Origin of the sequence: Massilia sp. CFBP9012 (genome assembly GCF_034045115.1) — a bacterium.
GTDB lineage: Bacteria > Pseudomonadota > Gammaproteobacteria > Burkholderiales > Burkholderiaceae_D > Telluria.
This window is the reverse complement of record NZ_JAXCWM010000004.1, coordinates 372,990-394,860: the sequence shown is the minus strand read 5'-3', so window position 1 is coordinate 394,860 and position 21,871 is coordinate 372,990. Positions and strand designations below refer to the sequence as shown.

The window sequence follows — 21,871 nt, the reverse complement described above, 5'->3', positions numbered from 1 at the left end:
GGCCCGCGGGCCGCCCTTCTTGCATTTTCGCCGCCGTCGCACCGTCTAGCGGTAATCGAGATGCGCGCTCATTGCCGCCATCTCGGCCACCATCCATTCGCGGAAGCGCCGCACCTTGAGCATATGTTCCTTGTGCGGATTGGCGAGAAAGCGGTAGCCGTTCGCGAACGGCACGCTGCGGCAGGGGATCAGGCGCAGCGCGCCGGCGGCGATGTCCTGGAACGCGATCCCGTACGGCACCAGGGCCACGCCCTGCCCCGCCACCGCCGCCTGCACCAGCACGCCCCAATGGCTGTAGGCGCGCGAGAAATCGTAATCGCCCTTGAGCGCGCGGTTCTCGTTGAGCAGTTGCAGCCAGGCCTCGGGCGAATGCACGATCAACAGACGGTGCGCGCCCAGGTCGGCCAGGGTCAGCGCGGCCTGGCCGGGCGCCAGCAGCTCGGGGCTGTACGCCGGCACCAGCCGTTCGCGAAACAGCACCGTCGGATCGCCGTCCGTGACGGCGCCGTAGCGGATCGCGACGTCGGTGCTGTCGGCCTGCAGATCGACCGGGGCGTCATTCGAGTCGAGCCGGATGTCGAGTTCCGGATACAGCTTGGTAAAGCGGTGCATGCGCGGCACCAGCCACTTGATCGCGAACGAGTGGGTGGTGGCGATGCGCAGCACCGCCTCTTCGTCGCCGCTCTGCAAGGCGGTGACCTTGGCGCGCAACTCGCCCAGCATGCGGGCGGTGGCGATCGCCAGCTCCTGCCCCTTTTCCGTCAGTGCGACGTGGCGCGGATGCCGCACAAATAGAGCAAATCCAATGGTTTCTTCCAGCTGCTTGACCTGGAGGCTGACCGCGGCCGGGGTCTTGTGCAGCTCGTGCGCGGCCAGCTTGAAACTGCCCCAGCGCGCGGCGCACTCGAAGTCGATGAGGCCCGAAAGGCTGCGCAAAGCCTTCATTTTGGGTCCATGGCTAAGTTTTTCTTATTCATTGACATGTCTTTTTCTCGTTTGATGAATTGTACTTCCCCTAGGAAAATAGTGGTGATCACACAAGGAAGCGCCATGCCCAAGAATATTCTCGTGATCGGTGGGACCCGGTTTTTCGGCAAGCTGCTGGTGCAGCGCCTGGTCCGGGCCGGCCACCACGTCACCATCGCCACCCGCGGCTACGCACCGGATCCCTTCGGCGCGCGGATTGCCCGGGTGCGCGTCGACCGCCGCAACGAGCAGGCCATGCGCGCCGCCTTTGCCGGCGTGAAGTTCGATATCGTCTACGACCAGATGTGCTATTCGCCGCTGGACGCCGCCATCTCGAGCCGCGTCTTTGGCGGCAATGTCGGCCGCTACGTCATGACCTCGACCATCGACGTCTACCGCGCGCTGGAACCGCAGTCGCAAGCCTTCGACGAAGAGTCGCTGCACGTCGACGCACAGCCGATCGATACCGCCTATCCGTGGCACGATCCGGCGCGCGCCATCGACAGCTATGTCGCCGGCAAGGTCCAGGCCGAGGCCTATCTGTACCGTGCCGGCAGCATGCCGGTTGCCAGCGTACGCCTGGGCCACGTGCTGGGCGGGCCGGACGATTTCACCGGCCGCCTGGCCCATTATGTGGACCTGGTGCGCCAGGGCGTCGCCCTGCAATACACCAGCGCCAAGGCGCGCACCTCCTTCCTCGAGGCGCGCGAGGCGGCCGACTTCCTGGTCTGGGCCGGCGCCCAGGCGTTTAGCGGGCCGGTCAACGCCGCGGCCGATGGCGCGCTGTCGGCCTACGAGCTGCACGGCCGCGTGGGAGCGGCGTTGAATGCGCCGGCACGCATGCGCAAGGTCGCCGCCGGCACGCCGTCGCCGTTCGACCTGGTGACGCCGCTGATGCTCGACACCGGCCGCGCAAAAGAACTCGGCTACCGCTTCAGCGATACCGACGACTGGATCGACAGCGCCATTCGCCAGCACGACCTGGCCTACGTCTGATCCACAGCCCTTTAAACAACAACGCCGGCTCAAAGCTGGCGTTGTCGTTTGCGCTTAGGTTTTCTTGACCTTCTCGCGCGCCACCCACCACAGCAGCAGCACGATGGCGCCATACGGAATCATGCTGAGCCAGTTCGCCCCCACCCCTTCGAAGAACGGATTCGACACCTTGGCCCAGGCGCCGATCGCAGCGTCGAAGTCGGTGAAGATACCGGCCGTGATGGCGATGATGATGCCCGCCAGCGCGCCGCCTGCGATATAGCCCGAGGCCAGCAGTACGCCTGCGCTGCGGTCGCCCGCCGCCTGGCGCTCTTCTTCGTTCAGGTGCGCGTTCTGCGGCAGCTTGTTGTTGCGGCGATCGGCCAACCAGCGCACGGTGCCGCCGATCGCGATCGGCAGGGTCGCCACCAGCGGCAGGTAGACGCCGACCGAGAACGCCAGCGAGGCGATGCCCGCCATCTCCAGCACGATCGCGATCATCACGCCGAACAGCACCAGGGTCCACGGCAGTTCCTGGTCCAGGATGCCCTTGATGATGTAGGACATCAGCACCGCCTTCGGCGCATCGTACTTCTTCACCTCGGTGCCGTCCGGACGCGTGCTGTGGTGGCCGTTGATGCCCGGGTCCACCAGGTACACCGCCTTGCCCGCCGCATCGACGAAGTACTTGCCGGCCGGGCCGCCCACCGTGTCAGTCTTGTGCCATACCTTATAGGTGTTCGGGTCGTCCTTGGCCTGCGGGCCGTGCAGCTGCCCGGTGTCGCCCAGGGTCGAAGCATCGACCGTGAGGCCGGGCGCCACCTGGGCCGCCGGCACGTAGACGGTGCCGGCTTCGTTCAGCTTGAGCAGGATCGGTCCCAGGATCAGGGCCGAGGCGAAGGCGCCGCACAGGATCGCATACTGCTGCATGCGCGGGGTGGAGCCGACCAGGTAGCCGGTCTTGAGGTCTTGCGAGGTGGTGCCGGCATTGCTGGCGGCGATGCAGACGATGGCGCCGACCGACAGCGCGGTCACATAATATTGGCCGCCGGTCCAGCCCATCACCAGGAAGATCAGGCAGGTAAACAGCAGGGTCGCCACCGCCATGCCCGAGATCGGGTTCGACGACGAGCCGATCTCGCCGGTCAGGCGCGAGGACACGGTGGCGAACAGGAAGCCGAACACCAGGATCAGCACCGCGCCCAGCACGTTCATGTGCAGCGGCGTGGCCAGAGAAATGATGGCGATGATGGCCAGGCAGCCGATCACGACCCACTTCATCGGGATGTCGCGGTCGGTGCGCAGCGACTCGTCGCCCTTCGACCCTTGCCGCACGCCGGCCAGGCCGCCACGCAGGCCGTTCCAGATCGTCGGCAGCGAGCGCGCCAGCGAGATCAGGCCGCCGGCCGCCACCGCGCCGGCGCCGATGTACAGGATGTACGAGGCGCGGATGTCGTCGCCCGTCATGTCGCTGATCGGGATCGTGGCCGGCGACAGCGGCACGGTCGCCAGCTCGCCGAAGAACTTGATCATCGGGACCAGCATCAATGAGGCCAGCACACCGCCGGCCGCCATCGTGTAGGCGATGCGCGGGCCGATGATGTAGCCGACGCCCACCAGTTCGGGCGAGATCTCGGCGCCGATGCTGCCGGTCTTGAGCGGCGCACCGAACTCGAAGTTGATGGTGTCGCGCCAGCCCTTGAACGACACGCTCAGGGTTTTGTACAGGATGCCGATGCCGAAGCCGCCGAAGATCAGCATCGCGCGCCGTTTCGCCGTCTTCATGGCGTCGCTGCCTTCCGCCGTCGCCGGGTCGCGCACTTCGCCCGCGGCTTCGCGCGAGACGTCGGTGGCGGCGGCCTTGAGCACCTCGGCGCAGGCCGTGCCTTCCGGGTATTTGAGTTCGCGGTGCTGGTCGACGATCAGCGTGCGGCGCAGCGGGATCATCATCAGGATGCCGAGCAGGCCGCCCAGCACGCCGACCAGCATCACGCGCGAGATCTCGAGGTCGAAACCGAGGATCATGATGGCCGGCATGGTCACGCCCAGGCCGAAGGCCAGCGATTCGCCGGCCGAGCCGGCCGTTTGCGCCACGCTGTTCTCGAGGATCGTCGATTCGCGCGCGCCGAGCTTCTTCGCCATGCCGAACAGGGTGATCGCGATCACCGCAACCGGGATCGAGGCGCTGACCGTCAGGCCCACCTTGAGCACCAGGTAGAGCGAGGACGCGCCAAAGATCATGCCCAGGATGACGCCCATGATCAGGGCGCGCGGGGTCATTTCTGGCAGCTGGGCGGTGGCGGGGATATACGGCTTGAAGCCGGCCGGTTTCGAATCGAATGGCATGGATTTCCTTCGTTGCTGATGCGGCCCGCCGTGCCGCCGGCGGGCCCAAAGCGAGAATATCGCACATGCACGAACGGAAAGAAAGTGCATATTGAAAGCGGATTATAATCGGCCGCTCCTGGCCCACATCAGGGCCGCACCGCGAAAGTCCAGCAGTGAGCGATACCAACAAGCAGTCCAACAAAACCCTGTTCGGCATGAAGCGCCTGCACGCCTTCATCCTTGTCGCTTCGACCGCGATCCTGCTGCCGATCGCCGGCGCCGTGGTCTACCTGACGACCGCGATCATGCCCAAGGTGCCGCCGATCGATGCCGTGACCGACTACCGGCCCAAGATCCCGCTGCGGATCTACACGGCCGACAATGTGCTGATCGGCCAGTTCGGCGTCGAGCACCGCGACTTCGTGCCGATCGCGAAAATCCCGGCCATGATGAAGTCCGCCGTGCTGGCGATCGAGGACACGCGTTTCTATGAACACGGCGGCATCGACTTCATCCGCGCGCTGGGCGCCGCGCGCGCCAACCTGCGCGGCGGCTTCCGCCAAGGCGCCTCGACCATCACGATGCAGGTGGCGCGCAACTTCTTCCTCACCAACGAAAAGACCCTCGCGCGCAAGTTCACCGAAATCGCGCTGGCCTACAAGATCGAAGATTCGCTCACCAAGGACCAGATCCTCGAGCTCTACATGAACCAGATCTACCTGGGCCAGCGCTCCTATGGCTTCTCGAGCGCGGCGCGCAGCTATTTCGGCAAGACGCTCGATCAGCTCACGCTGGCCGAGACCGCGATGCTGGCCGGCCTGCCCCAGAATCCGGCGCGCACCAATCCGGTGTCCAACCCAAAGCGCGCGCAGGCGCGCCAGCACGCCATCCTCAAGCGCCTGCTGGAACTGGGCGAGATCGATGAAGCCCGGTACCGCCAGGCCCTGGCCGAACCGCTGCGCGTCAAGCGCGACGCCGGCCAATCGTTCGACACCCGCGCCGAGTACGTGGCCGAGCTGGCGCGTCAAACGGTCTACCAGCAGTTCGGCGAAGAATCGTACACGCGCGGGATCACCGTCACCACCACCATCCTGGCGGCCGAGCAGAACGCCGCCTACGACTCGGTGCGGCGCAACGTGCTGGCGTATGACGGGCGCCATGGCTACCGCGGCCCGGAAGCGCGCGTCGAGCTGCCGCTTGATGCCGAAGAGCGCGAGGAAGCGATCGTCGATGCGCTGCAGAAGCGCCCCAGCAGCGACGGCCTGTTGCCGGCCGTGGTGCTCAAGGCCAGCAGCGAAGCGGTGCTGGTCGACACGCTGTCGGGCGAAGACATCACCATCCGCGGCGCCGGGCTCAAGTTCGCCGCCAACGCCTTGTCCGCCAAGGCGCGCGAGAACGTCCGGATCACCCCGGGCGCCATTATCCGCATCAGCAAAAACAAGGAAGGCGACTGGAGCATCACCCAGGTGCCGCAGGTGGCCGCGGCCTTCGTCGCGATCGACGCCGACACCGGCGCTTATCACGCGCTGGTGGGCGGCTTCGACTACAACCTGCAGAAGTTCAATCACGTGACCCAGGCCTGGCGCCAGCCGGGATCGAGCATCAAGCCTTTCGTGTACTCGGCGGCGCTGGAAAAAGGCTATTCGCCGACCACCCGCATCCTGGACCAGCCGATCGAGCTGCCCGGCTCCACCCTCGAGACGCCCTGGACACCGCAGAACGACGACGGCGTGTTCGACGGCGAGGTCACGCTGCGCCAGGCGCTGGTGAAATCGAAGAACGTTCCGACGGTGCGCGTGCTGCGCGCGGTGTCGGTCGATTTCGCCCACCAGTACCTGGAGCATTTCGGCTTCGACCTGGCGCGCCATCCGAAGAACTACACGATGGCGCTCGGCACCGGCGCCGTCACGCCGCTGCAACTAGCCGGCGGCTATGCGGTGTTCGCCAATGGCGGCTACCGGGTCAAGCCCTACCTGATTGCCAGGATCCAGGACGGCAACGGCGCCATCATCCTCGAGGCGAAGCCGCCGGTGGCAAAGGATGAAGCCAGCCGCGCGGTCACGGCGCGCAACGCCTTCGTGGTCGACAGCATGCTGCGCGACGTGGCCCGCTTCGGCACCGCCGCCGGCGCCACCAAACAGCTGGGACGACAAGACCTAGCCGGCAAGACCGGCACCACCAACGACGCCGTCGACGGCTGGTTCGCCGGCTATGCGGGCAATGTGGTGGCGGTGTCGTGGATGGGTTATGACGACCCGCGTTCGCTGGGCGGGCGCGAATTCGGCTCGACGCTGGCCATGCCGATCTGGATCGACTACATGCGGGTGGCGCTGGCCAAAGTGCCACCCGTCGAGCGCACCCCGCCGGAGGACGTGGTGCACGACGGCGAGGACTGGATCTACCCGGAATTCATTGACGCGGGCGAGACGCGCACGATCGACATCGAGCAGGCGCCAGTGGAGCAGCCGCTGGACCTGCCGCCCGGCAGCCAGGAAGTGGCGCCCGACGCCTCGCCGTTCGACGAACGGCCGGCCATCGAGGCATTGCCCCCGGTGGCGCCGCCGATCGCGCCGGCTCCCGCGCCAGCCGCCGTGCCGCCACCGCCAGATCCCCCGCCCGCGCACAACCCGCTGTGGTAAGCCATGTGGTAATCTCACCCCTTCCCGGCCGGCGGTCTGCCGGTCGGGAAGGGGCGGCGCGCGTATTTCCGCTACACCTTTCAGCGACACCTCACACATCACTTAGTGCATCACCTCACCTCAGGAGATCATCATGGCGTATGTAGACGGTTTTGTCCTTCCCTTGCCCACGTCGAAGATCGACGAGTACCGCGCCCAGGCCAACCTGGCCGGCCAGGTCTGGCGCGAACATGGCGCGCTCGAATACCGCGAATGGATCGCGGACGACGTCAAGCCGGGCGAGCATACCTCGTTCCCGCAGAGCGTCAAGCTGGAAGACGGCGAGACCGTCATCCTGGCCTGGGCGGTCTATGAATCGCGCAGCCACCGCGATGCCGTGCTCGAGAAGGTGATGAAGGATCCGCGCCTGGAAGACATGATGAAGCCGGGCGGCGTGCCTTTCGACGGCAAGCGCATGTTCTTTGGTGGATTCGAGAACCTGGTCGATTTATAGACCCGCGGCGTGTCGGAACGGCACGGCCATTGAAAAATGTGAAGTGGAAAGGCGCGCACGGTTGACACTACACCTTTTCACATGCCAACATCTGTTACCTAAATTCAATAGCCGCGGCCCGGCAACCGACACCATGACCGTCACGCCCCTCGCCTTCGACGCGCCCGACCTGGCTGCTCGCCTGGATCAATGCACGCCGGAACAGCTCGATGCGCTCGCGTTCGGTGTCATCGGCTTCGGCGCCGACACCAATGTCACGCTGTACAACGTCTTCGAATCCCAGGCGGCCGGCCTGTCGCCGCAACGGGTACTGGGCCAGCCCCTGTTCACCAACGTTGCGCCGTGCATGAACAATTTCATGGTGGCGCAGCGTTTCGAAGACGCGCAGCAAGACAATAGCGTGCTGGACGACACCATCGACTACGTCCTGACCCTGCGCATGCGTCCAGTCAAGGTTGCGCTGCGTCTGCTATCGAACCCGGGCGGGAGCCAGCGCTACGTGCTGGTCCAGCGCCAGCTGCGGTAAGCCCCCGATGAGCGCGGATGCAAACGACTTCGGCGCCGAGCACGAGGCGCTGATCCAGTTCCTGTACCTGGCGCCGGTGGGCCTGGTGCAGACCAACGTCCAGGGCGACGTCACCATGATGAATCCGGTCGCGGCCCGGCTCCTGATGCCACTGTCGCAGGACGGCGGCCTGGACAACCTGTTCACGGCCCTCGAGATGGTGGCGCCCGAGATGCGCGAGCGCACCGCCCAGCATGGCGAGCCCTACGGCAAGATCTGCGACGGCCTGCACCTCTATCTGGAAGCCGGCGCCGGCGGCAAGCGCGCGCCGCAGATCCTGGCGCTCACCCTGCTCAAGCTCGATCCGGAACGCGTGATGGCGGTGATCGACGACATCACCGAGCAGGTGCGGCGCGAGCGCCGGCTGCGCCAGAACGACGCCTGGCTCAAGGCCATCCTGGCCGGTGTCCAGGATTACGCCCTGGTGAGCCTCGACCTGCAGGGCCGGCTCTGCGACTGGAACGCGAGCGTCGGGCGCGTCACCGGCTTCGGTCCCGATGCCGTTGGCCGGCCATTCACGATCTTCTACCCGCCGGACGCGATCGCGCTCGAGTACCGCCAGGACCGGCTGCGCGAGGCCGACGCCAATGGCTGGTCGTTCGACGAGGGGCGCCGCCTGCGCGCCGACGGCGCCGTGTTCTGGGGCAGCACGCTGGTCGCGCCGCTGCCGCTGCCTGAGCACGAGGCGCTGCCCGGCGAGCTTGATGCCGCCGCCTACTGCCTGATCCTGCGCGATCTCGGCACACCGCAAGACACGACCGCCCGCCATCAGGAGGACGCCCATGCAGCATGAACCGGTCGACGCGTACGAGACGCTGGTGCAGTTCCTGTACCGGGCCCCGATCGGCCTGGCGCAGACCACGCTCGACGGCACGGTCGAGATGCTCAATCCGATGGCCTCGAGCCTCCTGATGCCGCTCGCCACCGACGCCGGGCTGGACAACCTGTTCGACGTGCTGGCGCCGGTCGCGCCCCAGCTGCCGGCGATGGTCGAGGCTTTCATCGAACCTTCCGGCATGATCTGCGAAGGTCTGCGCCTGCCGGTCGGCGTGCAGCACGCCGCCAGCGGCTCGCTGCAGGTACTGTCGCTGAACCTGACCAAACTCGACCCCGAGCGCCTGATGGCGACGGTGGCCGACGCCACCTTCGAAGTCCAGCGCGAGCAAGAGATGCTGTCGCGCCGCCTGCGCAACGCCGCCCGCACCGATAGCCTGACCCGCATGCCCAACCGCGCCGCGGTGCGCGAAGAGTTGCAGCGCGTGCTCGCGCGGCCACAGGACGCACACGGCTTCGCGGTGCTCACCCTGAACTGCGACCGCTTCCGCCAGCTCAACGACAGCCTGGGCCAGGCCGGCGGCGACCAGCTGCTGATGCACATGGCCGACCGCCTGCGCGGCGCCCTGCGTCCGCCGGCCAGCGGGTTCGAAACCGCCGCGCGCGGTGGCCAGCTGGCGGCGCGCATCGGCGGCGACGAATTCGTGGTGGTGCTGGACGGCCTGCGCGCGCGCCTCGATGCCGAACGGGTGGCGCTGCGCCTGCTCGACGCCCTCGCCCATCCTTATGTGATCGGCGGCCACGAGATCGTGTGCAGCGCCAGCCTGGGACTGGCCTGGGGGCCGGACGCGGCGGCGCTCGATGAGCACGATGAGCTCGATGCCGACAGCCTGCTGCGCGACGCCGGTATCGCGATGGTCGAAGCCAAGCGCGCCGGCGGCAACCGCCACGCGGTGTTCGAGGCCAGCATGCGCGAACGCGCGGCGCGCCGCGCCGACATCGAGGCCGACCTGCGCCAGGCCTTGGCCGAGGAACAGCTGTTCGTGGTCTACCAGCCGGTAGTGCGCCTGCTGCCGGGCGGCGGCGTCGATCGCGCGGCCGGGGTCGAGGCGCTGGTGCGCTGGCGACATCCGCTGCGCGGCGTCGTGCCGCCGATCGAGTTCATCCAGGTGGCCGAAGAGTGCGGCCTGATCGGCGCGCTGGGCGACTTCGTGCTGGCGCGCGCCTGCCGCGACTTCATGGACTGGCAGGCGCATCTCGGCGACGCGGCGCCACGCCTGATGGCGGTGAACCTGTCGCGCGCGCAGCTCGGCCAGCCCGGCTGGATCGACAGCGTCGCCGCCGTACTGCGCACGAGCGGCATGCCGCCCGCCAGCCTGCAGCTCGAAGTCACCGAAAGTCTCGCAGCCCAGGACCAGGACACGCAAGTGCGCCTGCACGAGCTGAAAGCGCTCGGGGTCAAGCTCGCGCTGGACGACTTCGGCACCGGCTACTCGTCGCTGTCGAGCCTGCACCTGCTGCCGGTGGACACGGTCAAGATCGACCGCTCCTTCGTGTGCCTGGCCGACACCAGCTTCCACCACCGCGTGCTGATCGAGGCGACCGTGAAAGTGGCCCAGAGCCTGGGCATGACGACCGTGGCCGAGGGCATCGAAACCCGCTCGCAGCTGGACGTGGTGCGCGAGCAGCGCTGCGACAAGGTGCAGGGATATTATTTCAGCCGGCCATTGCCAGCGCCTGAGCTGCTCGACTGGCTGGCGCAGGAAACGATCGCCGCCTGACGCCGTAGCTGACGCAGCACTAAGGTGAAATCCTACACGGGTAGCCGACGTGTTCCTATTCTCGCAAATGATTGTCATTGCGAAAATGAAAACACTCAGAAACCTAAGGAGAACACCATGAAACGCACCATTCAAAGCGCAGTTCTCGTGGGCATGATGGCTTTCGGCCTGGCAGCCTGCAACACCACCGACACCACGAACGACTCGATGAGCGGCTCGAGCGCCACCGGCTCGACCATCGGCAGCGGCATGCAAACGCCAAGCACCACCGGCGGCGCCAATAGCTGGAACTCGGGCGCGAACGGCGCCAGCGGTGTGAATGCCGCATCGGGCACCACCAGCAACAACGAGCAGGCCACCGACACCCCGGTCAGCCGCTGACCGGCCTGGCGCATGCGGGACGGCGCGGATATCCGCGCCAGGCCGTCGCGCATGCCCCAGTCCTGGATCACCACTCAAGGAGAACCATGATGAAGAAGCTGCAGACCGTTTTGCTGGGCAGCATGATGGCCTTTGCCCTGGCCGCATGTAACACCACCGGCACCACCGGCACCACCAGCGGTTCGTCCTCGGCAGGCGCAGCCCAGGCCGGCTCGACCGGCAACCCGACCATCGACGCGCAGATGGGCATCAGCCCGAACGACGTGCAGAACACTGGCCCGTCGAACGCCACCGGCAATGCCTCGACCCCGACCAATACCGGTCACACCACCACCGGCTCGAACAACGGCCAGTAACAGGTGAAACAGCGAACGGCCCGGCGCCGCGCAAGCGGCGGCCGGGCCGTTTCTGTTCGCGATAGAATGGACGCATGATCCCCTTCCTCGACGTTGCACGTTCATGAAACGCTGGCTCGCCCGCCTGTTCGGCACGCGCGAAGCGGACGTACCAGTGGCCGCTCCTTCCGACGTGGCGCAAGGCCGTCCCGGCGCCGCCGCCGACGACGCGACACTCGCGGAACTCGACCTCGATCTCGCCTTTTTCCACTGGTTGGCCGGCCCGCACGTGACAGGGCGCCCCGCCCCCGAGGGCCCCGTGCTCGACGAACTGGCGCGCCTGGCGCGCGATCCGCACAGCGCGGCGGAGCTGGTGCCGCGGGTGCCTGCCGTGATTCCGCAACTGCTGCGCAGCCTGCGCGAGGAGGACACGGGCACCGGGGCGCTGGCGCGCCAGGTGGCCCAGGACCCGGTGCTGGTCGCCGAGGTGATCCGCGAAGTGAACAGCCCCTATTACCAGCCCGCGTCGCCGATCCGCAACCTCGAAGGGGCCGTGCTGCTGCTCGGCCAGAACGGCCTGCGCATGCTGCTGGCGCGGGTCGCTTTCCGCCCGATCATCAGCCAGCAGGCCTCTCCACTGGCGCGGCTGATTGCGCCGCCGCTGTGGCGCCAGTCCGAACTGTGCGCGCAGGCGGCCAGTTTGCTGGCGCCCCGAAACAAGGCCGATCCCTTCGAGGCGTATCTGGCGGGCCTGCTGCACAACGTCGGGCTGGTGGTGGCCTTTCGCGTGGTCGAGCAACTGGTGCCGCCAGGCGCCCTGCCCGACGGCGACGCCTTCGGCACGCGGCTGGTGGCGGCGGCGCGCCTGATCTCGGCCCGTATCTCCGACGCGTGGGAACTGCCGCCAGCAATCGGCCATGCGATCGCGCACCTGGGCGACTCCGGCGCCCTGCCAACCGTGCTGCACGATGCCGACCGGCTGGCCAAGCTGCGCATGCTGGCCACGGGCGGTCAGCCCCTGTTCGTGCGCGCCGTGCTCGCGCTGCCGCCGGAGGCGCGGCAAGTCTACGACAAACTTTTGGAACAATCCGACCGACAGGACGCCTGAATGCCGTTTCCCATCGAAGAAAAACTCGTCATCGGCGTCGCCTCCAGTGCGCTGTTCGACCTGTCCGAATCGCACCAGGTGTATCTCGACCGGGGCCCCGACGAATACCGGGCATACCAGGAGCGCCAGCGCGACGTCGTGCTCGCACGCGGCGTGGCCTTTCCCTTCATCCGGCGCTTCCTCAGCATCAACAAGTGTTTTCCGCAGCAGGCGCCGGTCGAAGTCGTGCTGTTCTCGCGTAACTCGCCCGAGACGGGATTGCGCGTGATGCGCTCGATCGCCCACTATGGGCTCGATATCTCGCGCGCGGTGTTCATGACCGGCAAATCGCCCTACCCCTACCTGCCGGCCTTCAACGCCGCGCTGTTCCTGAGCGCGAACGAGGAAGACGTCAAGAGCGCGATCGACGTCGATTATCCGGCCGGCCTGGTGCTGCCTTCGCGCATCGCCGACGAGGAAGACGACATCGAACTGCGGGTGGCCTTCGACTTCGACGGCGTGCTGGCCGATGACGAATCCGAAGCAGTCTTCAAGCGCGACGGCCTGGGCGAATTCCACGCCCACGAGACGCTGCACATGGCGCGTCCCCATCAACCGGGCCCGCTGGCCGGGATGTTCCGCAAGCTGGCCATGCTGCAGCAGCTCGAGAACGAGGCCGAGCGCGACGACCCGGACTACCGCCGCATCGTGCGCATCGCCATCATCACGGCGCGCAGCGCGCCCGCGCACGAGCGCGTCGTCACCACGCTGGGAAGCTGGGGCGTCTCGCCCGACGAGACATTCTTCTTGGGCGGGATGGACAAGAGCCGCGTGTTGTCGGTGTTCAAGCCGCACATCTTCTTCGACGACCAGCTCACCCACCTCACCTCCGGCCCGGGCGGCACGATCCCGATGGTGCACGTGCCGTTCGGGGTCGCGAACCGGCGCATGGCCGATGCGGTGTCCGGGGAGCCTACAGGCGCGGCAACGCCATCAAGCGATCCAGCTCCGGCTGCATAGCCCTGGCCCAGATGGCATAGCCGGCCTCGTTCGGGTGCAGCGCGTCCGGCATCACGTTCGCCGGCAGACTTCCATCAGGCGCCAGAAACGCGTCGTTCACGTCCAGGAAGAACACGCGGCGCCCATCGGCCAACGCCGGCAGGCGCGCGTTGACTTGCTCGTTCAGGCGGCGCAGCGGACCGCCGGCCTTTGCATCGCGCGGGAAGATCGCCAGCAGCAGGATGCGCGTGCGCGGCAGGCGTGCCTTGAGCTCCTCGAGATTACGTTCGATGCCGGCCACCGTGATGGCGGGGAAGTCGCGGCGATGCCCTGCGTTATTGGTGCCGATCAGGAGCACCGCCACCTTCGGATCGATGCCATCCACCTCGCCGTGCCGCAGGCGCCACAGCACGTTCTCGGTGCGGTCGCCACCGAAGCCCAGCGCCAGCGCATCGTGGCGCGCGTAATACTGCTGCCACACCTGCGCGCCCTCCTTTTCCCAGCCCTGGGTGATCGAATCGCCGACGAAGACCAGCTGCGGACTGCGGCCTTCGGCGACCATGCGCCTTGACTCTTCCAGCTTCTGCTGGTGGCGCGGCAGCCACCAGGAGGTGGACCACGATTCGTTGAGGGTGTCGGGCGTAACGGCCACCGTGCGCCAGTCGGGGCAAGGCTTATTGGGCGTGCCGCCCTGCGCGAACGCCACGTTGGCGACACTGACCTGGCCGCTGCCGGTGCCCTCCAGCTGGAACGGACGCGTGACGGCGCCAAAATCGTCGCCGTCGCGCGCGAAGCACGACATCGACAAGACGATGCGCTGCCAGCCCTTGCCCTCGGCGGCGCGTCCCGGCAAGACATAGGAGACGTGACGCTCGCAATCGTCGCCGCAGCCGACCCGGAACAGGATCCCGCCCTTGTCCAGCGCATCGACCTTGAGGTCGAAGGCGAGCGTGCCGGCCGCCAGGTAGGGGCGCAGGTCGAATGATGGACCGGCAAAGCGCACGCCGCTTTTCCAGATCTTATCCCAGCGCAGGGTCAGGGCCCCGCGGCCGTCCGGCCCCGCGCCGCGCGCCAGCTCGATCGCGCTGCCGGGGAACTTGGCGCGGATGCCTGCATCGGCATCGACGCGCTCGCCCGTGAGAACGTGCTCGGTATCGGGAGCGATTGCCGATACGGTCACGCCCTGGCGCGGCGCGCCGTCGAACAGGACCAGATCTACCGGCGGCGCCGCATGCGCAAGGGCCGGCAGCATGGATGCAATGGTTAGGGAAAAGGCGGCCAGGCCTGTGCGCATGGGTGTCTCCTGTCTTTTTTATGTGGAACCAGGATCATGCGCGAGTTTCAGCCCGACCACAACCCGGCCTCATGCACGGCATACCCAGCCGCGGAACACCCCTCCTACATAAAACACGTCGATCTCACTGAAGCCGGCCTCGCGCAGCAGGGCTTCGTCTTCCTGCGGCGCCAGCACCGACAGGCTGGCCTCGATGCCCTCGCGCCGCTGGCGCGCCATCTCCGGCGCCACCCCGCCGGCCACCGCGAAGGCCTCGTCGCGCGCCATCCAGCGCGCGCGTTCTTCGGCCCCACCTGCGACGCTCATGTGCATGACGACGAAGGGGCCGCCGGGCTTCAGGCGCGCGTGGATCGCGCCCAGCGCATGGCGGCGCTCGTCCGGCGGCATGAAGTGCATGGTCAGCAGGCAGGCAGCCGCGTCGAACGGACCGATAGGCGCCACATCGACATAGCCCTGGTGCAGGCGCACCCGGTCGCCGTGCGCTCCGACCAGTTGCCGCGCCAGGTCGAGCATCGCGGCCGATGGGTCGACGCCGTCGAAGGTCCATCCCGGCTGGCCGTCCGCGAACGCCTTCAGTTCCAGGCCGCCGCCGGCGCCCAGCACCAGCACCTGGGAGTCATGGGGTGCGCGCTCGGCCAGCAAGACCCGCGCCATGCGCTGCATGTCGGCGAAGCCGGGGACGAATTTCGGCGGGCCTTCGTGGTAGCGCGCCACCATGGCCGGATCGTGAAAATGGGACATCGGAGTCCTCGTCGGGTTTATTTGTAACTTAGAATATTACGTAAACGGACGCTATGCAAGCGTCAGGGCGGCCTGGTGCGCCTTCGTCTATAATTGATGCCTACTTCTGACGCGAACGTAACAGCACGCTGCATGCCTTTCGATCTCAAGAAACACCTCCCCAAACCAGGACAGCGTTTCGTGCTGCCACTGGCGCATGGCTCGTCCGATGCCTATGCCCTCGCCACCGCCGCACTGGCCCTGAAGGCCAATGGCCAGATGCTCACCGTCGTCGTCGCCAATGCGAGCGACGGCCAGCGCCTGCTCGACGAAATCCCATGGTTTGCGGACGGCAAGCTGTCCTGCCACCTGCTGCCTGACTGGGAGACGCTGCCCTACGACGCGTTCTCGCCGCACCAGGACCTGGTGTCGGAACGCCTGGCCACCCTGCACGAGATCCGCAACGGCCAGTGCGATGTGCTGGTGGTGCCGGCCACCACGGCGCTGGTGCGCCTGGCGCCGCCGTCCTTCCTGGCCGCCTACACCTTCTTCTTCCGCCAGGGCGAACGGCTGGACGAAGCCAGGCTGAAGGCCCAGCTGACGCTGGCCGGCTATACGCATGTCTCGCAAGTGATGTCGCCGGGCGAGTATTCGGTGCGCGGCGGCCTGATCGACCTGTTCCCGATGGGCTCCGTACTGCCCTACCGGCTCGACCTGTTCGGCGACGACATCGAATCGATCCGCACCTTCGACGCCGACACGCAGCGCTCGCTCTATCCGGTGAAAGAAGTGCGCCTGCTGCCGGGCCGCGAATTCCCGATGGACGACGCGGCCCGCACCGCCTTCCGCGGCCGCTGGCGCGAACGGTTCGAGGGCGACCCCACCCGCTCGCCGATCTACCGCGACATCGGCAGCGGCATCGCCTCGGCCGGCATCGAATACTACCTGCCGCTGTTCTTCGAAGAGACGGCCAATCTGTTTGACTACCTGCCCATTGAGGCGCCGGTGGCCCTGGTGGGCGATATCGACGCCGCCATCCAGCGCTTCTGGCTCGACACCGAATCGCGCTACCGCTTCCTGAAAAGCGACCGCGAACGGCCGATCCTCGAACCGCAGGAGCTGTTCCTCGGCGCCGAGCAGTTCTTCACCTGCATCAAGCCGCACGGCCGCTGGAATATCGCGCGCGACCCGGCCGCACCAGCCTCGGAGTTGTCGGCGCCGATTCCCGACATCGCCGTCAACCGCCGGCTGGACGACCCGCTGACCAATCTGCGCGCCTACCTGCAGCGCAGCGACACGCGCGTGATGATCTGCGCCGATTCGGCCGGCCGCCGCGAGACCTTGCAGCAGTACTTCGGCGAATACAAGCTCGACCTGACGCCGGTGGAGGGCTTCGAAGGCTTCCGCCAGAGCGACGCCAGGCTCGCGCTGGGCGTGGCCCCGCTGCAGGCGGGCTTCGAGCTGCTCGATACCGAATCCGGCCACCTGGCCTTCATCACCGAGACCGAGCTGTATGCGGGTTCGGGCCGCCGCGCCGGCAAGAAGAAGCAGGAAGCGACCAGCCAGGTCGAGTCGATGGTGCGCGACCTGTCGGAGCTGAAGATCGGCGATCCGGTGGTCCACATCAACCACGGCATCGGCCGCTACATGGGCCTGACCAGCATGGACCTGGGCGAAGGCGAGACCGAGTTCCTGCACCTGGAATATGCCAAGGATACGAAGCTGTATGTGCCGGTCTCGCAACTGCACGTGATCTCGCGCTACTCCGGCACCTCGCCCGAGGACGCGCCGCTGCACTCGCTCGGCTCGGGCCAGTGGGAAAAAGCCAAGCGCAAGGCCGCCGAGCAGGTGCGCGACACCGCCGCCGAGCTGCTGAACCTGTACGCGCGGCGCGCCGCCCGCCAGGGCCACGCTTTCGAATACTCGAGCACCGACTACGAGAACTTCGCCCAGAGCTTCGGCTTCGACGAGACGCCGGACCAGGCGGAAGCCATCCACAACGTGATCAAGGACATGACCTCGGGCCGGCCGATGGACCGCCTGGTGTGCGGCGACGTCGGCTTCGGCAAGACCGAGGTCGCGCTGCGTGCCGCCTTCATCGCCGTCATGGGCGGCAAGCAGGTCGCAATCCTGGCCCCGACCACCCTGCTGGCCGAGCAGCACGCGCAAACCTTCGCCGACCGCTTCGCCGACTGGCCGGTCAAGATCGCCGAGCTGTCGCGCTTTCGCACCGGCAAGGAGATCAATAACGCGATCAAGGGCATGGCCGACGGCACGCTCGACATCGTGATCGGCACCCATAAACTGCTGTCGCCAGACGTCAAGTTCACGCGCCTGGGGCTGGTGATCATCGACGAGGAACACCGCTTCGGCGTGCGCCAGAAAGAGGCGTTGAAAGCCCTGCGCGCCGAGGTCGACGTGCTGACCCTGACCGCCACGCCAATCCCGCGCACGCTGGGCATGGCGCTGGAAGGCTTGCGCGATTTTTCGATCATCGCCACCGCGCCGCAAAAGCGCCTGGCGATCAAGACGTTTGTCCGCAGCGAAGACGGTTCGATCATCCGCGAAGCCTGCCTGCGCGAGCTCAAACGCGGCGGCCAGATCTACTTCCTGCACAACGAAGTCGACACCATCGAGAACCGCCGCGCCATGCTGCAGGAATTGCTGCCGGAAGCGCGCATCGGCGTGGCCCACGGCCAGATGCACGAGCGCGACCTCGAAAAGGTCATGCGCGACTTCGTGGCGCAGCGCTTCAACATCCTGCTGTGCACGACCATCATCGAGACCGGCATCGACGTGCCGACCGCGAACACGATCATCATGCACCGCGCCGACAAGTTCGGCCTGGCCCAGCTGCACCAGTTGCGCGGCCGCGTCGGCCGTTCGCACCACCAGGCCTATGCCTACCTGATGGTGAACGACGTATCGAACCTGACCAAGCAGTCGCAGCGCCGCCTGGACGCGATCCAGCAGATGGAGGAATTGGGCAGCGGCTTCTATCTCGCCATGCACGACCTGGAAATCCGCGGCGCCGGCGAGGTGCTGGGCGATAACCAGTCGGGCGAAATGCTCGAGATCGGCTTCCAGCTGTATTCGGACATGCTCAACGAAGCGGTGCGCGCGCTCAAGGCCGGCAAGGAGCCGGATCTGGCGGCGCCGCTGTCGTCGACCACCGAGATCAACCTGCACGTGCCGGCCCTGCTGCCGGCCGACTACTGCGGCGACGTGCACGAGCGGCTGTCGATCTACAAGCGCCTGGCCAACTGCGAAAGCCAGGACCGCATCGATTCGATGCAAGAGGAATTGATCGACCGCTTCGGCAAGATGCCGGACGCGGTAAAGGCGCTGGTCGAAACGCACCGCCTGCGCATCGCGGCCAGGAGCGTGGGCATTGTCAAGATCGACGCCCATGGCGAGGCGGCCAGCCTGCAGTTCATGGAAAAGCCGCCGATCGACCCGATCAAGATCATCACGCTGATCCAGAAGAACCGCCAGATCAAGCTGGCCGGCCAGGACAAGCTGCGCATCACGGCCAGCATGCCCGACCTGGCGGCGCGCGTGAACCAGATCAAACAGACCATCAAACAACTGCTCGCTTGAAGAGAACGACATTCATGACCACGAACCTGGTGCTGCAAGGACCGCAGGCTGATCAAGCAACCCTCGAACGCCTGGCGCATCTGGCCAAGCCGCAGCGATTGACTGCACTCGGCGCCCGCTGCTTGCGCGCCGAAGGCGTCGACTACAGCGCCGCGCTCAAGCAGGAGATCGACGCCGCCGCCTTCGCGGCCGGCGTCGACGCCACCTTCATCGCGGCCGGCCGCACGCTGGCCGATTTCAGGCTGGTAGCGATGGACATGGATTCCACCCTGATCACCATCGAGTGCATCGACGAGATCGCCGATATGCAGGGCCTCAAGCCGCAGGTGGCCGCGATCACCGAAGCCGCGATGCGCGGCGAGCTCGATTTTTCCGAGAGCCTGACGCGGCGCGTGGCGCTGCTGGAGGGGCTGGACGCGTCCGCCCTGCAGCGCGTGTATGACGAACGCCTGCGTATCTCGATGGGCGGCGAAGCGATGCTGCAGGCGGTGCAGGCGGCCGGCCTCAAGACCCTGCTGGTGTCGGGCGGCTTCACCTTCTTCACCGACCGCCTCAAGCCGCGCCTGGCTCTGGACCACACCCACGCCAATGTGCTGGAAGTCGTCGACGGCAAGCTGAGCGGCCGCGTGCTGGGCGGCATCGTCGATGCCGAGGAAAAGAAGCGCACCGTGCAACGCGTGTGCACGGAAATGGGCATCGATCCAGCGCAGGCCATCGTTATGGGCGACGGCGCCAACGATCTGAAAATGATGGGCATTGCCGGCCTGTCGGTCGCCTTCCGCGCCAAGCCGGTGGTGCGCGAACAGGCCAATGTCGCCCTGAATTTCTCTGGCCTGGACGGCTTGCTGACGATTCTCGCCTGACCTTTCCGCATTACTGTTTCTGGGTATCTGCTGATTTTTAGCGGGCAACCCTTCCCATCAGAAATCCGCACGACGCAGCGCAAACAATGTAAGCGACCGTACCCGCGTCGCATGCGCTCTGCGCTATCGTGGACTGGCGCTCGTACGCGACCGCCAGTTCTCGACCTTTCTCAGGAGCCCGCCATGTCCCTTCCGGATTCCAGTGCCTCCGACTCGCCTGTCACTCCTTCCACGTCGCCCCTCCAGGGCGATCATGGCGTTGACCAGACCCGACGACGCATCCTGCTCGGCGCACCGGTCCTCGCGGGCGCGCTGGCCGCGCCGGCAGCCGACGCACTGGCCCAGGCGGGCCTGCCCGAGCGCTGGAGCGCGGGCTGGGGCTGCGCGCCGGCCGGCCCGCCGCCGGCCGCCTCGCTGCTGACCTTCACCAACCAGACCTTGCGCCTGATCGCGCGCACCAGCCTCGGCGGCAACCGCGTTCGCATCCGGCTGTCGAACGAGATGGGCGATACCGAGTTGCGGCTGACCGGCGCCCATGTCGGCCTGCGTGCAGGCGGCGCCGTCGTCACCGCCGGCACCAGCCGCCAGCTCACCTTCGGCGGGCGCACCAATGTCACGATCCCGGCCGGTGCGCCAGTGGTGTCCGATCCCGTCTCGCTGGCGGTGGCGCCGTTCACCGACCTCGCGATCAGCCTGTATTTTTCCGGCACGGTCCAGGCGAGCACCATCCATAACGCCGCTTACCAGGCCAGCTATGCGTCGACCACGGGCGACTTCGGCACCCAGGCCTCGCTGCCGGTCCAGCGCGCGTTCGCCTCCTGGCCCTTCCTCACCGAGGTCGACGTCGACCGCGCGGCGCCGGTGCTGGTGGCGGTGGGCGACTCCGTCACCGACGGCGTGGGCAGCACGTCCAACGGCAACCGGCGCTGGCCCGACTTCCTGGCGCGCCGCATCCAGTCCGAGCTCGGCAGCAATCGCATCGGCGTCGTCAACCGCGGCATCTCCGCCAACCGCATGCTGGCCGACACGCCGACCGCCCTATTGGCCGGCAAGGATTTGCTGGAGCGTTTCGACCGCGACGTGCTGTCCACCGCCGGCGTGCGGGGACTGGCGGTGCTAATCGGCATCAACGACATCGTCTACAGCCCATCGTCAGCGCCGATCCCGGCCAACGACCTGATCGCCGGCTACCTGCAGTTGCTGACGCGCGCCCACCTGCACGGCATCCCGGTGCTCGGCGCCACCCTGCCGCCCTTTCTCGGCTTCGTCTACTACACACCGGCGCGCGAGGCGGTGCGGCAGGCGGTCAATGCCTGGATGCGCAGCGCGCTGCCCTTCGACCTGCTGGCCGACGTCGACCTGGCGCTGCGCGATCCGGGCACCCCGCAGCGGCTGCGCCCCGCCTATGACAGCGGCGACCGTCTGCATCCGAATGACGCCGGTTACGAGGCGCTGGCCGCGGCAGTGCCGTTGACGGCGCTGTCCTCGCTGATGGGCGCCTAGCGTCGGGGCCAGCACCGTGTAACAGGGTGTAATTCCCTCAGCACACTGGTTCGGCTACCCGTATGATGACAATATCAGGAGGAGCGTCATGAAAAATATTGCCATCATTCTCGGGTCGCTCGGTCTGCTGGCCGGCTGCGCCGCGCCCGGCCCGACTTATACCTACGCGCAACCATCCGACCCTAGCCAATGGCGGGTCGTGTCGGTCACGCCGGTGCCGGTCGGCACTGGCGCCCAGGTCGCCGCCTCCGGCCAGGGCGGGGTCGTGACCTCGACCCCGATCGCAACTGCGGCGCCAAATTCGGGCTGGACGACGACGTCGGTGACGCCGGTCTATCGCACCCAGCAACCTGTGATCGTGCAGCAACAACCGGTATGGGTGCAGCAGCAGCCGGTCTACGTGCCGCAACCGGTGGTCGTCGAACAGCCGCGTTACTGGTATCCGCCGATCTCGATCGGCCTGGGCTTCGACTTCGGCCGCAGCAGCTGGCATGGCCACCGCCATCGTGGCTGGGGTGGCAGTATCGGGACCCGCTGGCCTTACGGCTGGTAAGCAACGTAGTGAAAA

Annotated in this window: 18 protein-coding genes; 14 read left to right on the top strand and 4 right to left on the bottom strand. The window is 66.9% G+C overall.

Features of this window, described 5'->3' with window-relative positions:
* Positions 1-45 precede the first annotated feature (45 nt).
* Complete coding sequence (locus SOM61_RS09000; RefSeq protein WP_320473768.1) at positions 46-945, bottom strand: LysR substrate-binding domain-containing protein; 900 nt, start codon at positions 943-945, stop codon at positions 46-48.
* A 105-nt stretch (positions 946-1,050) separates the two neighbouring features.
* Between SOM61_RS09000 and SOM61_RS08995 the strand changes: the two genes are divergently transcribed.
* Positions 1,051-1,962 (top strand): NAD-dependent epimerase/dehydratase family protein, encoded by a 912-nt coding sequence (locus SOM61_RS08995; protein ID WP_320473767.1) that lies wholly within the window; start codon positions 1,051-1,053, stop codon positions 1,960-1,962.
* A gap of 54 nt (positions 1,963-2,016) precedes the next feature.
* Here SOM61_RS08995 and SOM61_RS08990 read toward each other — a convergent pair whose 3' ends face one another.
* A complete protein-coding gene (locus tag SOM61_RS08990; RefSeq protein ID WP_320473766.1) occupies positions 2,017-4,287 on the bottom strand; it encodes an OPT family oligopeptide transporter in 2,271 nt (756 codons plus the stop codon).
* 197 nt (positions 4,288-4,484) lie between these two features.
* Here SOM61_RS08990 and SOM61_RS08985 point away from each other — a divergent pair, with 197 nt between their 5' ends.
* The 9 genes from SOM61_RS08985 (at position 4,485) to SOM61_RS08945 (ending at position 13,344) form a co-directional block, all read left to right on the top strand.
* Entirely contained in the window at positions 4,485-6,908 is a 2,424-nt protein-coding gene (locus SOM61_RS08985) for a penicillin-binding protein 1A (RefSeq protein ID WP_414674956.1), read from the top strand.
* 133 nt (positions 6,909-7,041) lie between these two features.
* Positions 7,042-7,401: a DUF1428 domain-containing protein gene (locus tag SOM61_RS08980; protein WP_320473764.1), complete on the top strand. Its 360-nt coding sequence runs from the start codon at positions 7,042-7,044 to the stop codon at positions 7,399-7,401.
* 133 nt (positions 7,402-7,534) lie between these two features.
* Positions 7,535-7,927, top strand: coding sequence for a PAS domain-containing protein (locus tag SOM61_RS08975; protein WP_320473763.1), 393 nt, complete (start codon positions 7,535-7,537; stop codon positions 7,925-7,927).
* A gap of 7 nt (positions 7,928-7,934) precedes the next feature.
* The gene (locus SOM61_RS08970; protein WP_320473762.1) at positions 7,935-8,759 is read left to right on the top strand and encodes a PAS domain-containing protein; all 825 of its coding nucleotides are present in this window, start codon (positions 7,935-7,937) and stop codon (positions 8,757-8,759) included.
* A complete protein-coding gene (locus SOM61_RS08965) occupies positions 8,749-10,521 on the top strand; it encodes a putative bifunctional diguanylate cyclase/phosphodiesterase (RefSeq protein ID WP_320473761.1) in 1,773 nt (590 codons plus the stop codon). Before SOM61_RS08970 ends, SOM61_RS08965 begins: the two co-directional genes overlap by 11 nt.
* A 117-nt stretch (positions 10,522-10,638) precedes the next feature.
* Entirely contained in the window at positions 10,639-10,902 is a 264-nt protein-coding gene (locus tag SOM61_RS08960) for a hypothetical protein (protein ID WP_320473760.1), read from the top strand.
* Between the two features lie 86 nt (positions 10,903-10,988).
* Positions 10,989-11,258: a hypothetical protein gene (locus tag SOM61_RS08955; protein ID WP_320473759.1), complete on the top strand. Its 270-nt coding sequence runs from the start codon at positions 10,989-10,991 to the stop codon at positions 11,256-11,258.
* A gap of 103 nt (positions 11,259-11,361) precedes the next feature.
* The gene (locus SOM61_RS08950; RefSeq protein WP_320473758.1) at positions 11,362-12,345 is read left to right on the top strand and encodes an HDOD domain-containing protein; all 984 of its coding nucleotides are present in this window, start codon (positions 11,362-11,364) and stop codon (positions 12,343-12,345) included.
* Positions 12,346-13,344 (top strand): 5'-nucleotidase, encoded by a 999-nt coding sequence (locus SOM61_RS08945; RefSeq protein ID WP_320473757.1) that lies wholly within the window; start codon positions 12,346-12,348, stop codon positions 13,342-13,344.
* Here the strand turns inward: SOM61_RS08945 and SOM61_RS08940 are convergent.
* Positions 13,298-14,617, bottom strand: a complete 1,320-nt coding sequence (locus SOM61_RS08940; protein ID WP_320473756.1) for a GDSL-type esterase/lipase family protein — start codon at positions 14,615-14,617, stop codon at positions 13,298-13,300. The two genes, SOM61_RS08945 and SOM61_RS08940, sit on opposite strands and share 47 nt — an antisense overlap.
* A gap of 69 nt (positions 14,618-14,686) precedes the next feature.
* Positions 14,687-15,358, bottom strand: a complete 672-nt coding sequence (locus tag SOM61_RS08935) for a class I SAM-dependent methyltransferase (protein WP_320473755.1) — start codon at positions 15,356-15,358, stop codon at positions 14,687-14,689.
* A 132-nt stretch (positions 15,359-15,490) separates the two neighbouring features.
* Here SOM61_RS08935 and mfd point away from each other — a divergent pair, with 132 nt between their 5' ends.
* The 4 genes from mfd to SOM61_RS08915 all read left to right on the top strand — a co-directional run bounded on the left by mfd (position 15,491) and on the right by SOM61_RS08915 (position 21,856).
* Entirely contained in the window at positions 15,491-18,937 is a 3,447-nt protein-coding gene (mfd, locus tag SOM61_RS08930; protein WP_320473754.1) for a transcription-repair coupling factor, read from the top strand.
* Positions 18,938-18,951: 14 nt separating this feature from the next.
* A complete protein-coding gene (gene serB, locus SOM61_RS08925; protein WP_320473753.1) occupies positions 18,952-19,800 on the top strand; it encodes a phosphoserine phosphatase SerB in 849 nt (282 codons plus the stop codon).
* Between the two features lie 183 nt (positions 19,801-19,983).
* Positions 19,984-21,303: an SGNH/GDSL hydrolase family protein gene (locus SOM61_RS08920; RefSeq protein ID WP_320473752.1), complete on the top strand. Its 1,320-nt coding sequence runs from the start codon at positions 19,984-19,986 to the stop codon at positions 21,301-21,303.
* An 88-nt stretch (positions 21,304-21,391) separates the two neighbouring features.
* A complete protein-coding gene (locus SOM61_RS08915) occupies positions 21,392-21,856 on the top strand; it encodes a hypothetical protein (RefSeq protein WP_320473751.1) in 465 nt (154 codons plus the stop codon).
* Positions 21,857-21,871 lie beyond the last annotated feature (15 nt).

Excerpts from the sequence above, each read along its gene's own strand:
- SOM61_RS09000 (WP_320473768.1), bottom strand. The coding sequence starts at position 945 with ATGAAGGCTTTGCGCAGCCTTTCGGGCCTCATCGACTTCGAGTGCGCC.
- SOM61_RS08995 (WP_320473767.1), top strand. The coding sequence starts at position 1,051 with ATGCCCAAGAATATTCTCGTGATCGGTGGGACCCGGTTTTTCGGCAAG.
- SOM61_RS08990 (WP_320473766.1), bottom strand. The coding sequence starts at position 4,287 with ATGCCATTCGATTCGAAACCGGCCGGCTTCAAGCCGTATATCCCCGCC.
- SOM61_RS08985 (WP_414674956.1), top strand. The coding sequence starts at position 4,485 with ATGAAGCGCCTGCACGCCTTCATCCTTGTCGCTTCGACCGCGATCCTG.
- SOM61_RS08980 (WP_320473764.1), top strand. The coding sequence starts at position 7,042 with ATGGCGTATGTAGACGGTTTTGTCCTTCCCTTGCCCACGTCGAAGATC.
- SOM61_RS08975 (WP_320473763.1), top strand. The coding sequence starts at position 7,535 with ATGACCGTCACGCCCCTCGCCTTCGACGCGCCCGACCTGGCTGCTCGC.
- SOM61_RS08970 (WP_320473762.1), top strand. The coding sequence starts at position 7,935 with ATGAGCGCGGATGCAAACGACTTCGGCGCCGAGCACGAGGCGCTGATC.
- SOM61_RS08965 (WP_320473761.1), top strand. The coding sequence starts at position 8,749 with ATGCAGCATGAACCGGTCGACGCGTACGAGACGCTGGTGCAGTTCCTG.
- SOM61_RS08960 (WP_320473760.1), top strand. The coding sequence starts at position 10,639 with ATGAAACGCACCATTCAAAGCGCAGTTCTCGTGGGCATGATGGCTTTC.
- SOM61_RS08955 (WP_320473759.1), top strand. The coding sequence starts at position 10,989 with ATGATGAAGAAGCTGCAGACCGTTTTGCTGGGCAGCATGATGGCCTTT.
- SOM61_RS08950 (WP_320473758.1), top strand. The coding sequence starts at position 11,362 with ATGAAACGCTGGCTCGCCCGCCTGTTCGGCACGCGCGAAGCGGACGTA.
- SOM61_RS08945 (WP_320473757.1), top strand. The coding sequence starts at position 12,346 with ATGCCGTTTCCCATCGAAGAAAAACTCGTCATCGGCGTCGCCTCCAGT.
- SOM61_RS08940 (WP_320473756.1), bottom strand. The coding sequence starts at position 14,617 with ATGCGCACAGGCCTGGCCGCCTTTTCCCTAACCATTGCATCCATGCTG.
- SOM61_RS08935 (WP_320473755.1), bottom strand. The coding sequence starts at position 15,358 with ATGTCCCATTTTCACGATCCGGCCATGGTGGCGCGCTACCACGAAGGC.
- mfd (WP_320473754.1), top strand. The coding sequence starts at position 15,491 with ATGCCTTTCGATCTCAAGAAACACCTCCCCAAACCAGGACAGCGTTTC.
- serB (WP_320473753.1), top strand. The coding sequence starts at position 18,952 with ATGACCACGAACCTGGTGCTGCAAGGACCGCAGGCTGATCAAGCAACC.
- SOM61_RS08920 (WP_320473752.1), top strand. The coding sequence starts at position 19,984 with ATGTCCCTTCCGGATTCCAGTGCCTCCGACTCGCCTGTCACTCCTTCC.
- SOM61_RS08915 (WP_320473751.1), top strand. The coding sequence starts at position 21,392 with ATGAAAAATATTGCCATCATTCTCGGGTCGCTCGGTCTGCTGGCCGGC.